The following is a 17,115-nucleotide window of genomic DNA, read 5'->3' on the forward strand; positions in this document are numbered from 1 at the left end:
CGGAACCGGCCACACGGCAGCTGGGGCAAGCGCCGCAAACCGCGGAAAGCGTAGGCACCAGCAGCCCAAAGAGCGATCTACAGCTGGAGTACTAGACGACGCAGTTTCTTTCCGCCCGCCTTCGGAATCATCCGCTCGCGGACTGGCAATGGATGAAACTGCTGCGCTTTCAAATCTTCGCGGACCTCGGCCAGGAACTCGCCGACGCCTTGCTGTTCGATGCAGTAAGCGCTCTTCCCGTCTACCCCTGCCGACCGGGCACCTCTGTTGCCCCGCACTCGTTCCCAAGCGATCAGGAGAAATGCGGGGTCACAGACGAGATTGAACAAATCACGAAACTGCCTGTCTGAATCGTCGGTCGCCCAACGGTGCAGCTTGGCCTGGATCTCCCGTACCCTGCGCTCCGCGCCGAACGGCGTGAGCGACGGCGCGTCGGTATTCACCGGCGGCCTCCGAGTATTCCAGCATCCGCCCTGCTGACTTGCTGGCCCCCTTGGCCATGTACGCGCCTTTCGCGCGCGCGGACTACTACGGGGCCTCCGCCCCACACTGCGGCCGACAGCCGACGACGGGCCTGCCCTTCGATGTCCTGGCTGGAGCATCGTGAGGGCAGCCGCAGGTGGTTCCCACGTTCACCACTGACCGTTTGACGAGGGAGGTGCCCAGCTATACCCCGGCAGCCTCGCCACGAGTACGCCGCAGGCTTTCCTCGTGGCCTCCCCACCGGCCTATCCATCCCGGCTTCGGAGTCACCCGCCGCATGATCACGGCAGGTGTGCGCTGCGGACCGGCCCATATCCACCAGGTTGGAGCCGGCTCGACGCTTACGGAGCTTCACGCGCTGGTTCCTCTCGTACACCTTCTCGTCTTGCTTGCCGGACCCGCCCCGTCTGGTAGTTCCGGAGCGTCCCGGCGTTGTCAGGACTGCTTTCCACCCCTCCCGGCGACTCCCGGGTCAGGCTGTCCTCAGCTTCGTGGCCTTGCTGCGACAAGGCCACGGCGGCGGTCTTTCACCTCCGCACGGTCAAGTGGCGCCTCGTGGCGCACGAACAAGTCATCGAACCGGCGACCTGGATCGGCCGCCGCCCAACGGTGAAGCTTGGCCTGCATCTCCGATACCCTCGCTCCCGGCCCGGCCGGACCAGAACAAGGAGCACCGCCATTCGGCGACGCGTCTTCCGGCATTGCAGCGTCCTTCCCTTCTCGAAACCGCTGCCGCCCTTCCCCATGCGGCCGGCTTTCCCGACCTCGGAGTACTACGGCGGCTCCGCCCCGTCCCGGACCGATCGGCGGTCGACGCGCCCAGCCCCAGCCTCGCCGCTGGAGGCGACGCGGAGGGCAAGACCCGGGACAGTTCCCGTGTTCACTGTGGTTCGCTCGACGAAGTAGGAGCCCGACTATGCCCCTGCGGCATCGCTGCGAGTACGCCGCAGACCTTCCTCGCAGCCTCCCTGGCAGCTCATGCCCACCACCTCGGGAGTTCCCCGCCGCCCATGGCGACGGGTGCGCGCCGCCCCCAGCCCAGATCCACCAGGTTCGAGCTGGTGCCGCATCAAGGGGGTGTCACACGCCGGTTCCTCACGTACTCCTCTCCGTCCCGCTCGCCGAACCCGGACCGTCTGGCAGTACCGACCCGTCCCGGCTTTGTCAGGGCTGCTCCCACCCTCCCCGGCGTCACCCGGATCAGGCTGCCCCCAGCTCCACCGCCCTGCTGCGACAGGATCAGCGGCGAAGGTCTCTCACCTCCACTCGAACCACAGCACCTCACGGCGCACCCACGACCTCCGCCACTCGACCGCAACTCTCCTCCTGGAACAGGGCGTCGAACTCATCGTCATCAAGGAGCTCCTCGGCCACGCCCACATCGGCGTCACCGCCACCGTCTACGCCCACGTCCGGCTCCGCCTTCAGCGCGACGCCATCGACCTCCTCAGCCACGTTCTCCGCACGCCCGCCGAGACCGCTAGCAAGCCCGATGACGGCGGCGACCCACCTCTTCGTGCAGCACCCATCCGCTGACGTTGCCGTCAACTACTGCCGTCAGACCCACCCAGCGAACCCGAGAAGCCCCACCGGAGCCATGTCCGGTGGGGCTTCTCAGCGTCGTCAAAATCTCTCGACGCGTACCCAGGAAATCGTACGAGATCTACGGAAAACTCGGCAGTTGCTGCCGATGGACCGAGGAGATAGCACTCTCCTGAATCTCAATTCTCCCGGCCCTTACTTGAGCCAGAAGCCATTCCCTCAGCTCGCAGTACTCGACTGTTGACGGAATATCAACAGCCAGAAGATTCCCGAAGGCGTTCGCCAATTCCCAGCTACAGCCAGCGACCTGAAGCCTGGACTCGACAATTTCCCTTTCAGTGCCCTGGAGAAGGATAATCCGGACCGTCGAATGCCCTGACTCCGACGTGAAGTTCTCAAAAACGAGCTCGCGGCGCTCATTGTCCGGACGTACTTGAATGAGGTCGCCAAATGAAATTCCACGTACAAAGAACGGTGTATTCACTACGCGGATCTCGAGCTTGGTGGTCGTCTTCTCGCCCCAGAGCCGCTCCACTGAGACCGGAGGCCAGTTCGGGCGCTCCTCTTCAAGGTCGAACGCAACCTTGAAGAGCTTGGCGCCGCTCGCAGAGGTGGGTTGCCCATTCGGCTCGCTCACGCTTAATCCTCCAGGAACTCTCTGAGTTCATTGTCCCACTCTTCAACCGTCTTCGCCGACTTATCCCTGTTGCACGCCCTACAGGCTACACACCCATTATGAGCGGCCCCACATCCACCCTGCGATTTCGGTAGCTCATGGTCGATCTGCGCGTCATCCGGAAGACCCTTGATCGCCTTTCCGTCGGGTCCTCGCGAAGCTCTGCGCTCTACAGTCCGGCCGCAGTAATCACACTTGAGAATCCCGCCATTCTTCGCCGAGTTCGCATCGTAGACTTGCTGCCGTCCGTTATCCGTGAAGTCAAGACCAGCGCGATCGTCTGCGGACCCGCCGCAATTGTGAACCAGGACCGGCGTGGTCCCCGCCAGCACATAGTACGTGTGGAGGTCTGCGATGGTGAGGTCGTAAGCGGTCTGTGGGGCGGTGTCGTAGTTCCTTACTGTCAGAACGGTGATGGTTTGGCTGTCTGCTGCGCGGACCTCGTCGCCGGGGTGCAGTTCCGAGGCGTTGGTCCACCGGTGGGTGGTTTCGTCCCAGAACGGGTGGTGCTGGGTACTGGTGAGGTTCTCTGTCTTCCCAGATTCACCCTCGGAGCTACTGACCTGCAGGGTCAGGTCGGTGAAGTGCTTGTCGTCCGGCGTGCGGATTGTGCGGGTGACGGGCTTGAGCTCGGTGTTCCCGGTCGTCGGGTCCGTTGCTTGGACCTGGTCGCCGAGCTGGAGGTTCTCAATGGCTTGGGTTGTGTCATCGGCCAGGAGGACTTGGGTGCCTGGGGGGAAGCTGTGTGCAGCGGCGATCAGGCTGCTGATGTCGCATGCCGCGTTCGCGGTGTCTTCGAGTTTTTGCTCTGCGTTGTAAACCTTTTCGGCTGTCTTTGCGGCCTTTCCGGTAAGGCGGGCGCCGGGGATGAGGCCTGCGGCGTTCTGGGCGGCGCTCAGGTAATTGCCGTCGTAGACGTCCATGGCGGCGGACCCAACGGCGCCTATGACGTTCAGCCCGGGGATGTACTGGGCGGCATCAAAGGCCTGCTTGATGTTTCCCTTGAGCGTGCCACCGCGATTGATGACGAAGACGTGCTTGCTGACGACATTGGGGTGGTCCTTGTCGCCGCTCCACTGGTTCCAGTAGTTCTCGGTCCAGGAGCCGTCTCTTTCGAGCTTGAACGTCTCGGTGGTGACGTTGCCCTTGTCGTCGGAGCAGGTGCCGAATCCACCGCAGACGCCCTCAGGGCGAAGCCCGCTGGGGTCGGAGAGGTTGACGGGGTTGTTGTTGCTGTAGGCGTAGCCGTTCCACTGTTGGGGGTCGGCCTGGTCGAGGATGGGGTCGGGGCTGATGAAGCGTCCGCGGACGGGGTCGTACTGGCGGGCGCCGAGGTTGGTGAGTCCGGTGGTGTCGTCCTTTGTGCCGCCGACGAAGCCCTTGGTGCCGGCCCACTGGTTGGTGCCAGGCTGGGTGCCGCGGGGGTTGCCGAAGGGGTCGGTGGGGCGGCGGGTGACGGTCTGGGTCGCGTTGGTGTTGACCTGGACGCCGTTGGTCCCGTGCGGGTCGGCGGCCTGGATCAGGACGGTTCCGCCGCCGATGGCGGCGGTGACGCGGGTGTAGGTCAGGCCGCCCGGGGCGGGGATGGAGCGGACGTTGCTCGTGGAGCCGCTGGCCGTGTCGAGGGTGAGCTCGTCGGTGGGCAGGTTGAGCGTGGTCTTGCCGGGGTTGCGGCGGATGAGCTGGTTGCCGTCAGCGTCGTAGAGGTAGGTGGTGGCGCCGGCCTGTCCGGTCTTGGTGAGGGAGCCGAGCTTGTCCTCGCCGTTCCAGGTCAGGGTGGTGGTGCCGCTGGTGTCGGTGATGGCGGTGGTGTTGCCCTTGGCGTCGTACTGGTAGCTGACGGCCTTCGTACCTGCCGGCCCGCTGGTGCTGGAGGTGAGCAGGGCGTGGGGCCCGCCGGTTCCGCCGCCGGTGTTGGGGGCGCTGGTGGGGGAGTTGGTGCTCTTGGCGGCTCTGAAGGTCTGGGTGGTGGTGGTGTCGTTGAGGCTGTTGCCGGTGATGTCGTGCTGGACGTATCCGGTGCGGTTGCCGGTCGCGTCGTAGGTGTAGGTGTTCCAGTAGGGCGCCGGTCCGCCGACCGTGCGGCCGCCGGGCTTGACGGTGGCCGGGCCGTTCGCGTTGTTGCAGCCGCCGACACCGGGCACGGTGGTGGAACTGCCCGTGCCGTGGACGGCGCCCGAGGAGTCGGTCCAGTCGGCGGTGGTGGAGGTGCCCGCGGTGTCGGTCCAGGCGCCGGTCAGCCGGTGGAGGTGGTCATAGGTGAAGCACTGGGTGTCGGTTGCGGAGGCGTCCTGGATGTCGGTGGCCGAGGCGATCCGGCCTGAGGGGGTGTAGGTGTAGCTGGTCTGGTCGACCGAGACGGTGCCGACCTGGCGGTCGAGGAAGTTGTTGATGACCCGTCCGGTGGCCCAGTCGTACTGCTGAGTGGACACGACCTGTGTGCCGTACTGGCCGACCGTCGTCCGCACGGGGCGTGCGAGGGCGTCGTAGTCGACCTGGGCGACGATGGCCTGCTCGAGGCTGGCGGATCCGTAGAGCAGACCGGTGATGGTCCGGGCGTAGGTGATCGATTCGGCCGGGAGCCCGCCGGCTGCGGGGACGTCGGTCCCGGTGACGGTGCCGAGGACCGGGCTGTAGGTGTTGGTGGTGGTGTAGGTACCGGCGAGTGCTCCTTCCACGGGTGGGATGGTGATGGAGGTGCCGAGCGGCCGGTAGGCGGTGTCGTAGCCGGTTACGGCGGTGGTGTAGGCGGCGCCACCGCTGCCGCCGACGTAGCGGGTGGAGCCGGTGGGCTGGCCCTTGACGAGGGTGTCGTAGGTCCAGGAGGCCAGCTGGTTCGCGGGTGTCACGCCGCCGTTGAACGTGCCGGTCTTACGGCCGAGCAGGTCGTAGGTGTAGGAGAGAGTGTTGCTCCTGGCATCGACGGTGTGGTCGACGCGCGAGTTGACGTCGTAGAACGTCTTCGTCACGCCGGTGTCCGGGTCGGACGCCGAGACCTGGCGGCCGCGCAGGTCGTAGGTCTTGGACCAGGTGTTGCCGCTGCCGTCGGTGTGCGACGCAAGTTGGCCAGTCGGCGTGTAGGCGTAGGTAGCGATGTCCGCGTCGGCGCTGTTGCCGGTCGCGGTGGGTGTGCGGTACTGCCAGAGGGCGATGGTGTGGCCCCGGGCGTCGGCCACGGACGAGGCTGGCGTGCCGCCGCTCGGCGGGGTGGTGTCGGTTCGGTCCGCACCGGGGTAGGCGGTGCTGGTGGCCCACTGGAGGTTGCCGTAGGAGCGGAACTCCGCGCGCGTGATCCGCCCGCTGCCGTCGTAGGTGTTCCAGGTCTGGCCTGGTATCTGGCCGTCACCTACCGGGAGGAAGATTGATTCGGTGGGGAAGGAGCTCTTCTCGTAGTACGGCGCCGAGGTCTTGATGACCCAGCCGTGCGTGTCGTAGACGGTATCGGTGATGAGGCGCCCGGTGGGCTTGGCGGCGCTGGTGCTCTGGCTCTGGCGGGGGCGGCCCAGGCCGTCATAGATGCTGATGTTCACCGTGTAGGTGGCCGCGTCGTCGTTGAGCGACTCGGTTTTGACGGTGGACGGTCCTGCGGTGCCCTTGAGCGAGTACGTGAACTGCCGACTCGGCAACTGATCGGTCGGACGGTCCGGCGCCCAGGCGGCGGTGAGCCGGCCGAGAGCGTCGTACTGCCCCTTGATGACCCGGCCGTTGGCATCGGTGCTGGTCAGCGCGGATCCGCGGGCCGGGTCCTCGGTGGTCGTCGTGGTCCAGCCAGCTCCCAGGGGGCCGGTGGTCTGCACCTGGGTCGGCAGGGCACCGGTGGCTGGGGTGAGAGCGGTCTTGGTTACTGCGGGCGCGGTTGAGGGACCGCTCAGCTGAGCGCCGACGGCGTTGTAGGTGGAACCGTCGGTGGTCGCCGTCGTCAGGCTGCGCCCGTAGGCGTCAAAGGTCGCGCTGCCGGCGTGGGCGTAGACGGCGTTGTCGCCCTGGTCGAAGTGGTCGAGGACATGGTTGCCGGTAGGGTCACCGGCCGCGCCAGCTTGGCCGAAAGGCTTGCCGTCATAGAGCGTGCGGCCGCTGGACAGGGTGGTGGCCGAGGTGGCTTTACCTGTGCAGGATCCCTGGAAGGCGGTCTTCTCCGAGACGAGTGTGAGCAACTGCGGGTTGTCGCTGGCCGCGTAGCTGGTGATGGCGCAGGTTTCCGGGGTGGCGGCGGTGCCGTCGCCCTTGTCGTCGACCTTGATGACGCGGTTGCCGTTGGCCGGTTCCGTGGTGGTAACCGTCGTGGTGGTGCGCCAGCTGCCGTCGGAGAGCTTGGCCTTGGTGAGCGAGGTGGTCTCGGAGTCAGGACGCCAGGCGTAGATCTTCGGCGCGCCCGCGCTCTGGGCGTGGGTCGCCGAGACCGTCTGCCCGTTGTAGGTGCTGCCGGACACCGCTGTGACCGTGCCGTCGGCCTGGTCGTAGACCTCGGTGGCGACGACGCGGCCGGCGAGCTGGGCGCTGTCGGTGACGGTGCCGCCGAGCGGGCTGGGGACCTGGACGCTGCGTTGGGTTGTGCCGTTGGCGAGGTAGTCGTCGTTCATGCCCCGCAGGTAGGTGACCTTCTGCTGGGTCTTGGGGGCCTCGCTGGAGCTACCGCTGCCGGTGGTGGTGGCCACCGACTGGTAGCCGCGGAAGTTGTCCCAAGTGCGGGTCTTGGGGTCGGTGAACTCGGCGTCGTTGCGGTGCCAGGCCGCGCCGCCGTTGTAGGTGTACTCGGTGGTCTTGCCGATGTTGGGGGTGCTGACGAGGTCCTGTTCGACGACGGTTTTGACGAGGGGCTTGTCGAACCAGTCGTTGACTGGGTCCTTGGAGGACTGGCCGGGCAGGTACCACTTGACGGGTGTGCAGGCCATCGTGTTGCTGTCCTCGGAGGACGGCATGTGGTTGTTGACCCGGGAGCACTCGGGGTCGTTGTAGATGACATTGATGCTGCCGCCCATCTCGGTGGTGATGCTCTGGATGCGCGGGCGCATGAACATCGGCGAGGCGGGGACGAGGCCGTCGACGCGGTTGGCCCGCATCTGGTACTGGAACCGGACTGGCGGCAGATCCTTGATCTCCGCCTGTCCGTTGCTTGGGACGCGTTGGACCGAGTCGAGCTGCAGGAGGCGCTTGGTGCCGTCCTTGGGGTCGGCGAGTTCCTGGTTGAGGTTCCAGGTGTCGACGGTGCGGTAGGCGGCATTGACCAGGACCTGGGTGCTGATCGTGGTCAGGCGCTTGGTGGTGAAGAACGTGGCTGCGGTGTTGACGCAGGTGTTGTCGGTGCAGATCTGGTCGACCGGCGTATCCGGCCACGCGTTGGCGTTGGAAGCACGCTTGCTCTCGGAGCAGTCGTTCGAGGCGTCGGGCATGCAGCGTTCGGCGGTGGTGAAGACGATCTTCGCCGCCGGCTTGGTGCTTCCCTTGGCCGCCTTCTGCTCGTCCAGGCGCTGGCCGTAGGCGATCTCCTTCAGGTAGCCGGCCCGCTGGTAGTCGGCGAGGGTGCCGCTGCCGCTGCTCTGGATGGTGCCGCGCTTGTACTTGTTGCCCTCGGCCGCGTACTTGTACGTGGTCAGGTTGCCGTGCGGGTCAACGACGTAGTCGAGCTGCCAGCGCCAGGCCATCTGGCACCAGGACTTGTTGCCGCTGCCGGAGTTGTAGCAGGGGTCGCCGCTGTTCGGCGAGTACACCGGCACCGTGAGGACGGAGTTCGCGGCCGGATCGCTGCCATCTCCGCCCGGCAGGTGGTTGAGACCGAGGTAGTACTGGACACCGTCGGACGTGGTGATCCGCCAGTACTCCATGCCCTGGTAGTCGACGTCGCCCGCGGTCTTCGAGGCTCCGGTGAGCTGCTCGACCTTGGTGCCGTCGTCACCCTCAAGATGCCAGATGCCGGTGGCGTCATCGCGCACGATCTTGCCCGAATGGCCACCGAGGGAGAGGGTGGCGTTCTGCCCGCCCCAGCACTGGTCTCCCGAGCCGGTGATGCCGGCCTTGTCGCAGCTGCGGTAGGACCGTTCGATGAAGCCGGGCTCGTAGCCCCAGCCGTCACCGATCCATGAGGGCTGCGCGTTGGTCGAGGAGGTCTTGCCGTCCACCTCGGCCGAGTTGTAGCCGAGTGCCACGGCCGGAGCCGCGTCGCCGAGTGCGGGTGGAACCTGGATCGGGTAGCTGTAGGTGAAGTTTCCCGAGTTGGAGCCGGCGGACCAGGCCGACGACGGGGACAGGGACGTCGCGGTGTAGTTGCCCATGGCGCCGGAGGGCGAAGGCGCCGCGGCGAGCACCACCGAGCCGCTGCTGCCACCCTTGTCGGCGGCGGACACCGACTGTGCGGGCGCTGCCGCCGCGGTGAACGAGGCCTTCACAGCGCCGCTCTGCCCCTGCTGGGGGACTGCCCTGGGGGGCAGGGTGACGTTAGCGGTGATCGTGCCCTGCCCATCGACCTTCGCCTCAACCGAAGTTTGGGTGCGACACTCGGGCAGATCCGGCGTGGTCAGTGCGCAGGCCGGCAGGGCGACGAGGTGGGCCCGGTCGGACCACCCGGCCGCCTGCAGCGCCTTCAGGTCCAGGGTGACGCTCGCGGCACGGCCTTCGCCGCTGGTGGGCGCCTCGGCGTCGCTCAGGGCGATCAGCGGGCCGGTGACGCCTGCCGCCTTGCCCGTGTCCGGTCCGGTCACCTGAACCGTGACCGCACGCGCGCTTTCGCCCTCGCCAGTGCCCGGAGCGATTTCGACGGCCAGTGGCCCCGCCTTCGCGCCGGTCGTGCCCCCGGAGGCGGGCGATGCGCCGCCGGTGGCGGCGCGCGCGGCCTGCGCTTCAGGACTGTCGGCCCCCAAAGCCACCGTCGCGGTGCCGGTCACCAACGGCACCGTCGGCTCAGGTTTCCAGTCAGGAGTCTCGGGCGCAGGCTTGGACGCCGTCGGCTTGACGTCCTGCCCCGCGATCGAGACGGTCGAGTCACCCAGCGGTGTGTGCGGGGGCGTCCAGACCTTCCCCTTCGGCGCGGGGTAGGTCCACGCCACAGCGGGCGGCGCGGTTATCCCGGTCATTGTCAGGGCGACCATCGCCGCCACAGCAGGCGACCGCCACCGGTTGCCTGGTGATCTTCCAGCCCGTTTCCGGGCAGGCCAAAGCATCGTCACATCTCCTCATGATTATCGACATGGCATCAAATTGGCATAGCAGGGCCATGATTGATGTGACGATATGTGAAGCCTCGGACACTGGGACGGCCGTCCAGCGTCGTGCATGAGATGTTTATGAAGTCTTGATCTCGCAATCTGACGCGAAATCAGACATGTCGGCGCAAGTCGGTGATGGGTTTGACGTATACGCAGGTCAGGCCACATCGTTCCCATCCGAACGCAGACACACGGCAGTGTCTGCCGACCGGGAGGGACTCACCGAAGATCCATGTCCACCACGTCACGGACAATCACGAGCACGCCACCGCCACTGTCGATACGCAAACGCGCCACTCGCCTGACCGCGCTCGGAACCGGTTGCATTCTGAGCCTCGGCCTGCTCGCTGCGCCGAGCGCCCTGGCCGCCGAGCCCGCCGCCACGCCCACCCACGGCCCGGTCGGCGGGTGGGCCCCACTTGTTCCGCCTACACCCGCCCCGCCTCGTACACCTCTGCAGCAGGCGGTGCTGGACTCCGTCGCCAAGGCCAAGTCCACGGGCAAGCCGGTCGTCATCGACGCTCTGACCGACGTGGCGTCGAAGACCGTCGTCAACCCGGACGGCAAGCTGACGACCACTGACAATGCCCAGCCGGTCCGCGTGAAGCAGGGCAATGGCTGGGCCGACCTCGACGCCACTCTCCGTCAGAACTCCGACGGCACCGTAAGCCCCGCAGTTGCGAGCACCGCCCTGGCCCTCTCCGGCGGCGGCAGCGGGCCGATGGCCACCGTGTCCACCGCCGACGGCAAGAAGCTCTCCGTCGGCGCACCGTTCGCGCTGCCGAAGCCCGTCCTGAACGGGGCGACCGCCACCTACGCGAACGTGCTTCCCGGCGTCGACCTCCAGCTGACCGCACTGCCCATCGGCGGCTGGCGCGACGTGATCGTGGTCCGCACGCCCGAGGCCGCCGTCAACCCCGCACTGAAGACCCTGCGCTTTCCGATCACCGCCCAGGGTCTGACGGTCACCTCCGACGACCAGGGCCGCATCGACGTCAAGGACGAGAAGGGTGCCCTGCGTTTCCGCTCGCCCTCACCCTTGCAATGGGACTCCTCCACGCCGCCTGCCGCGGGCCCTGCCGCCGCGTCCAAGGCCGTGAAGTCCGCCGTGGCAGCCGCAGCCGCGCCCGCAGCAGACCCAGCACCCGCGGCCGGCATTCGTTCGTCCGCCGAGGAGCCGGGCGACGGGGCGAACGTGGCCGCGATCTCCACCAAGGTCACCTCCTCGGCCATCGAACTGACGCCGAACCAGGATGCGCTCGGTTCCGGCACCGGCCCGTGGTACCTCGACCCGTCCCTGGTGGCGACGAGCTCGGTCCAGGGAGCCGTGGAGGTCCAGGAGAACCACAAGACGGCGGAGAACTTCAACAAGAAGAGCAAACCTGGCCACCGGCTACTGCGGCTACCACAGCAGCGACCCGAGCCTGGACTGCGGTGACCTTGGCCGCCAGCGCGCCTACTTCCAATTCGGCATCAACCCGGCGCTCTACACCAAGCCGGGCGGTGCCGAGAGCCCGCCGACCATCTTCAGCTCCACCCTCAACTTCCAGGTCACCAGCGCCTCCAGCCCCAGCACCAACACGCCCTTCGCCGTGTACTCGGCGCCCAAGCCCATCCACGAGCACACCAACTGGAACGACCAGCCCTGCGGGGACAGCAAGACCGTCGTCATGGAGAACTGCCCGACGGTCAACGGCCAGTGGCTCACCGGCACCGGCCCGCTGGCCGTCGACGTGACCGACATGATGAAGCAGGCGATCGCCGGCCAGTGGCCGTGGTGGACCGTCGGCATCGCGCCGATGAACAACGAGTACGACAAGACCTTCCGGCACTACATCGCCAACAACCCGTACATCACCACCACCTACGACATCAACCCGACCGTCTGGTACCCGCGCGCCAGCCCCGCCCCCGGCTTCGCCTGGAACAACAGCACCGCCGAGTGCACCACCGGCGGCGCCCACCCCTGGGACAACCCCGGCTGGATCGGCAGCAACCAGAACATCTACCTGACCGCCAACAGCTACTCCCCCGCCGGCCAGTCCCTGTACACGAGCTACCGCATGTGGGACGACAACGACGGCAACTTCTCCTTCACGGACGGACGGTGGGGCCGCAGCTACAACGACCCCGCCGAGTCCGTCACACCCGGTTCGCTCAGTGACGGCCACCAGTACGGCTGGTACGCCCAGTCCGGTGACGGCACTCTCAGCTCACCCGAGAGCGCCTGGTGCTACTTCCGCGTCGACCGGACCAACCCCCGTGTCAGCATCAGCTCGTCCGACTTCCCGCCGTCCGGCACCCCGAACCCCACCCCGGCCAAGTACATGAACGACTGGGGCAGGTTCACGATCAACGCGGAGGACCCGGCCCCGGGCGCGGGCCTGCAGGCCTCGGGCGTCGCCTGCGTGCGGGTGAGCACCGACCCGACCCCGGTCGTCGGCTGGAAGTGCGGCCAGAGCGGCACGCTCTCGCCAGGACAGCCCTACGACTACCAGCCGCGCCAGTGGGGCACCAACACCCTGTACGCGTGGGCCATGGACAACGCCGGCAACTACAGCCAGCCGGCCCTCTACAACTTCTACGTGCCCTGGAAGCCCGGTACCCAGCCGCTGTTCGGTGATGTCACCAACGACCAGCAGCCGGACATCGTCCTCGCCGACAAGAACGGCGATCTGCGGATCATCGGCGGCACCGCCGACCCGACGAACTCCCTGGTCGCGCCCGCCGCCGCGGCACCCGGCAACCTCAAGTACGGGGCCACCTGGGCCGACTACCAGATCAGCCACCACGGCGCCCTCACCGCCGGACTGCCCGTCGACCAACTCGTCGTCCACTACACGGGCGCCGCGGCCGAGCTCAAGAAGATCCTCTACGTCATCCCCAACGACGGCACCGGACGCTTCGACCAGAGCCAACCCCTGGCGCCCAGCCGCCCCACCACCTGCAAGGTCTACGGCACCACCACGCCGTGCGACGGCTACAACAGCGGCGACTGGAGCAACGTCTCCCAGGTGATCGCGTTCGGCACACCCAAGGGTGAGGCCGTCGGCCCCAAACCGGGCGACCCGACGAAGACCGTCTTCACCACCCAGACGTCCATCATGACGCTGGAGAACAACAACCTCTACGTCTTCAACCCCGTCGGCAACCTCCTCAGCAGCACCACCCTCATCCCCACCCTCTCCGGCAGCTGGAACGACCTCGAACTCATCAACCCCGGCGCCGCCAACGGGCCCACGACCAACCCCGCCACCAAGGCGACCACGAACCAGACCACGCTCTGGGCACGCAACCGCACCACCGGCGACATCTACGCCTACCCCCTCGGCTTCAACGCCGACGGCACCGTCGACTACTCCGCCCTCACCAAGCCCGACGCCGGCACTCCCATCCTGACCGGCGCCAACTGGAGCGCCGCAGCCCAACCGAAGATAGGCGCCGCGGACCTCAACAACGACGGCTACCCGGACCTCTGGGCCATCAACAACAGCAACGCCATCACCGTGTTCCCCGGCAAGAGCAGCACCGGTGCGAAGAACAAGGTCGACGGCTTCGACAACTGGCAGTTCCTCGGCTACGCCGACGCCAGCGTCTCCGTCCACCCCAACACCGTGAACTGGCAGTGCATGGATGCCGAAGGCGGTCCCCGAGACGGTGCCGAAGTTGCCATTTACGGCTGCTGGCAGACCGCCAACCAGCGGTTCAGTTTCGCCACCGACGGCACCATCCGCGCTGGCAGCTGGTGCCTGTCCACCAAGGACAACGCACTCGGCAACGGCACCCGCGTCATCCTCACGACCTGCACCGGCAACACCGGCCAGAAGTGGAGCATGCGCCCCGACGGCCGCATCTACCTGCCGGCAACCGTCGATCCGGCCAACAACCCCGGCGGCCAGTGCCTCGAACTCCCCGGCTGGGCAACCGGCCAGGGCACCCGCCTCGGCATCTGGACCTGCCCGGGCCTGCAGGCCAACCAGCAGTGGACCATCACACCCGAACGCACCCCATGAGGCCTCTGGCATCAAAGCAAGCTGACTTGGCCTAGCACTCGCAGGGCGGAGCTCCGTTGGGGCTCCGCCCTGTGGCGTTTTCCATGCCCGGCGGTGCAGGGGGTGCGGAGCAGCGGAGCGGTGGGGATCGAGGTGGGGGAGGCTGCTGGGTGTTGTGGGTTGGTGTTGGGTGAGGCGGCCCCCGGTGTGGTGGGGGCCGCCTCGGTGGGGTGGGGGGTGGGGTCAGGGGGTGGGGCGGAGGGTGGCGGTGGTGGTGCGGGCTAGCCAGACGCCCAGGAGGGCTTGGAGGAGGCCGATCAGGAGGGTTGCGGCGATCGTCAGGGAGGCGAGGGCCGGGAGGCCGGCGAGGGCGGCGAGGGTGCGGGCGGTGCCGGCCACGGCTTCGCCGGTGGCGGCGCGCCACAGGAGGGGGGCGGCCCAGCCGGCGAGGGCGGCTGCGGTTGCGGTCAGGACGGCGGTGCGGGCTCGTTGGCCGCGCAGGGCCGTGGTGGTGCCGAGGGCGAGGCCGCAGAGGAAGGGGAGGTACCAGAGGGACCAGAGGGAGCCGAGGGCTATGACCACGGTGGCGAGGAGGGTGAGGAGGAGGGGGGAGAGGAGGGGGGTGGGGGAGGGGTGTTGGGGTTGGGTCATGGTGGTCACGCTCCCGGTCGCAGGGTCCACACCTTGGTGGAGGCGGGTTGGTCGGCGGCCATCAGCAGCGCCGGGTTCCGGCCCTCCCACCAGTACGGGATGAAGTTCCGGTACCAGGGTGAGGCGGGGTTCTCGCTCTGGCCGCCGGGGTAGACGGCCTGCGCGGTGGCGGTGTCCGGGCCCTTCCAGTCGACGACCATGCGCCAGCTCGGGCCGAAGGTGGAGTTCATGCCGCCGTCGGCCGCGTTGACGGTCCAGCGGTCGCCTTCGGCGGGCTTGGGGCCGTAGCCGAGGGCTTCGGCGCCGGTGAGGGAGGGGATCTGCCGGGTGTGGACGCGGTCCCAGGTCCAGGTGGCGGGGTCGTTGCCGAGGTCCTGGGACAGTTCGGAGACGGCTTGGGCGAACGCGGTGCGCATGGCGTCGGTGGCGGTGCGGGTCGGGCCGCCGGGGGAGGTGAAGGCCGGGTTGGTCGGGTCGTGCAGGGTCCAGGCTTCGAGGTTCTCGTCGAGGCTGGGCAGCGCGCTGGAGACCTTCAGGAACAGGCGGTCGCGCTCGACCGGCACCTTGGCGTGGTCCCACCAGGGCTGGAAGGTGGTCTCCAGGTAGTCGTTCCAGAAGGTCCACCAGATCGGGCCGCCGGCGACGCCGGGCTTCATGGTGTGGTCCCAGCGGTTCAGGACGTCGAGGGCGGCCTGTTGGCGGGGGTCGAGCTTCTGGTCGGCCAGGGCGGTCTTCAGGTGGGGCAGGATCACGGTGGCGAGGTAGTCCGTGACGTCGTTCTGCAGGGTGGTGAAGTCCGCGCTGGTCATCGCCTGGTGGCTCTCCAGGTACTGGTAGATCCGGTTGGCCCGGTAGCCGTTGTCGAAGGCGTTGAGCGTGGTGCCGATGTAGTACGGGTAGTCGGCCGTGACGGGGCGCTGGTTGGCGGTCGCCACCACGTGGTTCGGCGGGTTGTAGACCTGGGGGGTGGCGTCGAAGGGGATGGCGCCGACCACGTCGTACTCGCCGGTGCCGGGCAGCGGGAACCAGGGGTCGCCGCCCTTGGTCAGGGGGAAGTACCCGGCGGCGACCACGCCGATGTTGCCGCCGCCGTCGGCGTAGGCGAAGTTGAGCGTGGGGGCGTGCCAGTCGGCGAGCGCGGTGCGGAACTCCTGGTAGTCGCGGGCCTTGTTGACGGAGAGCAGGACGGCCAGGTCGGGGGAGGGGATGTTGCCCATCCAGCTGACCGAGGTGGTCTGTCCGGCCCGGGTCAGGACCGGTCCGTGCACGGTGAGGTCCACGGCGAGGTGTTCGGTGTCCCCGCCCCGGACCGGGATGGTGTACTCCACCCGCTGCATCGGGTGCCACGCGTTGTTCCAGAAGTACTGGCCGGGGTGGTCGGGGCTGGTCTGCTCGCTGTAGAAGACCGTCGACTGGTTCTGGCCGTCGGTCAGGGACCAGGAGATGTTGGCGTTGCGGCCGATGAGCACGCCGGGCATGCCGGCCATGCTGGCGCCGGTGACGTCGGTCTCGGGCGAGGACAGCGCGATCTGGTACCAGTACGAGGGCAGGGTCATCGGCAGGTGCGGGTCGCCGGCGAGCATCGCGTTGCCGCCCGCCACGGCCGGGCCGTTCGCCGCCCAGGCGTTGCTGTCCGGGAAGGTGTGGACCTGGGTGGCCGGAAGCGCGCGGATGGTGTCCAGCAGGGTGTGGGCCGCGGTCGCCTCCCCGGCGGGGTCGGGCTTCCCGGTGGGGGCGACGGGCGCGGGGCGCGGCTCGGACCGGTTGGCGGCGGCGTGGTCGTCGGGCCCGGCGGTGTTGACGTTCGCGGGCAGCGGCGCGATGCCGAGGTCGCGGTACGGTCCGACGTCGTACGGCCGCTGGTCGTTGGGCGCGTGGACCGGGAACCAGTCCATGGTGCGCTGCTCACCGAGGGACTCCCGGAAGATCGCGTAGTCCAGCGGGGTGCTGGTGAAGTCCATGCTCTGGGTGAGGAGTTCCTGGATGACCAGGCTGTCGACCGGGGTCCAGTCGGCCGGGTAGACGCCGGTGAGGGAGAAGATGGCCGGCCACTGCCCGTTGTGGCGCAGCTCGGAGATCCAGGCGTTGACTCCCCGGGTGTAGCTGGTGAGGGCGCGGCCCGCCGGGCTGTCGGGCGCGGTGGCGGCCCAGGTGGCCTCGGCGGTGCGCAGGAGTCCCATCTGGAGTTCGAAGCGGTCGGACTCGACGCTCCCGGGCCCGTTGAGTTCCGCCAGGCGTCCGCGCCCGGCACGCCGCTCCAGGTCGAGTTGGGCGAGCCGGAAGCGGGCGTGCAGGTAACCCTGGGCCTGGAACAGGTCGGTGTCGGAGGCGGCCTTGACGGCGGGGACGCCGTTGTCGTCGAAGGCGACCGTCACCGGCGCGTTCAGGCCGGCCAGGGTGAGGGTCTCGGTGTGCGGGAGTTCGGCGCCGGCGGCGGAGTCCCACGCACCGGCCCCGGGGACGAGGGCGGTTCCGAGGGCCGGGACGGGCCCGATGCCCAGCGCGAGCAGCGCGAGGACCAGGCCGGAGACGACGGCTGCCACCGCCGCGTGGGTGGCTGTGCGTATGCGCC

The 17,115-nt window shown here is 68.0% G+C and carries 8 protein-coding genes and 1 pseudogene; 3 read left to right on the forward strand and 6 right to left on the reverse strand.

The features are described from left to right. Positions 1-77: 77 nt before the first annotated feature. Positions 78-443, reverse strand: coding sequence for a hypothetical protein (locus ACIPLC_RS20060; protein ID WP_400474341.1), 366 nt, complete (start codon positions 441-443; stop codon positions 78-80). 1,327 nt (positions 444-1,770) lie between these two features. Between ACIPLC_RS20060 and ACIPLC_RS20065 the strand changes: the two are divergent. Continuing rightward, positions 1,771-2,019, forward strand: a pseudogene (locus ACIPLC_RS20065) (tyrosine-type recombinase/integrase); the annotation flags it as partial. A gap of 127 nt (positions 2,020-2,146) precedes the next feature. On the opposite strand, the gene ACIPLC_RS20070 reads toward ACIPLC_RS20065, so the two are convergent. Next, the gene (locus ACIPLC_RS20070; RefSeq protein WP_400474342.1) at positions 2,147-2,662 is read right to left on the reverse strand and encodes a DUF4265 domain-containing protein; all 516 of its coding nucleotides are present in this window, start codon (positions 2,660-2,662) and stop codon (positions 2,147-2,149) included. A gap of 2 nt (positions 2,663-2,664) precedes the next feature. Continuing rightward, on the reverse strand, positions 2,665-9,396 hold the full coding sequence (locus tag ACIPLC_RS20075) for a polymorphic toxin-type HINT domain-containing protein (protein WP_400474343.1): 6,732 nt from the start codon (positions 9,394-9,396) through the stop codon (positions 2,665-2,667). A gap of 970 nt (positions 9,397-10,366) precedes the next feature. Between ACIPLC_RS20075 and ACIPLC_RS20080 the strand changes: the two genes are divergently transcribed. Beyond that, positions 10,367-11,338, forward strand: a complete 972-nt coding sequence (locus ACIPLC_RS20080) for a hypothetical protein (RefSeq protein WP_400474344.1) — start codon at positions 10,367-10,369, stop codon at positions 11,336-11,338. Positions 11,339-11,386: 48 nt separating this feature from the next. Here the strand turns inward: ACIPLC_RS20080 and ACIPLC_RS20085 are convergent, their stop codons facing one another. Further along, on the reverse strand, positions 11,387-11,572 hold the full coding sequence (locus ACIPLC_RS20085; protein WP_400474345.1) for a hypothetical protein: 186 nt from the start codon (positions 11,570-11,572) through the stop codon (positions 11,387-11,389). On the opposite strand from ACIPLC_RS20085, the gene ACIPLC_RS20090 reads away from it, so the two are divergent. Next, entirely contained in the window at positions 11,571-13,913 is a 2,343-nt protein-coding gene (locus tag ACIPLC_RS20090) for a ricin-type beta-trefoil lectin domain protein (RefSeq protein ID WP_400474346.1), read from the forward strand. The genes ACIPLC_RS20085 and ACIPLC_RS20090 overlap by 2 nt on opposite strands. A 222-nt stretch (positions 13,914-14,135) precedes the next feature. Here ACIPLC_RS20090 and ACIPLC_RS20095 read toward each other — a convergent pair whose 3' ends face one another. Together ACIPLC_RS20095 and ACIPLC_RS20100 are read right to left on the reverse strand one after the other, a co-directional pair. After that, positions 14,136-14,543 carry a hypothetical protein gene (locus ACIPLC_RS20095; protein ID WP_400474347.1) on the reverse strand — a complete coding sequence of 136 codons (408 nt, stop codon included), beginning with the start codon at positions 14,541-14,543 and terminating at the stop codon, positions 14,136-14,138. Between the two features lie 5 nt (positions 14,544-14,548). Then, positions 14,549-17,086 carry a penicillin acylase family protein gene (locus ACIPLC_RS20100; RefSeq protein ID WP_400474348.1) on the reverse strand — a complete coding sequence of 846 codons (2,538 nt, stop codon included), beginning with the start codon at positions 17,084-17,086 and terminating at the stop codon, positions 14,549-14,551. Positions 17,087-17,115 lie beyond the last annotated feature (29 nt).

It is taken from the genome of Kitasatospora sp. NPDC086801 (assembly GCF_044745805.1).
Classification (GTDB): Bacteria; Actinomycetota; Actinomycetes; order Streptomycetales; family Streptomycetaceae; genus Kitasatospora.

What these genes read in the sequence shown, in the direction of transcription:
- ACIPLC_RS20090 (WP_400474346.1), top strand. Translation starts at nt 11,571, where the DNA reads ATGGAGAACTGCCCGACGGTCAACGGCCAGTGGCTCACCGGCACCGGC.
- ACIPLC_RS20085 (WP_400474345.1), bottom strand. Translation starts at nt 11,572, where the DNA reads ATGACGACGGTCTTGCTGTCCCCGCAGGGCTGGTCGTTCCAGTTGGTG.
- ACIPLC_RS20095 (WP_400474347.1), bottom strand. Translation starts at nt 14,543, where the DNA reads ATGACCCAACCCCAACACCCCTCCCCCACCCCCCTCCTCTCCCCCCTC.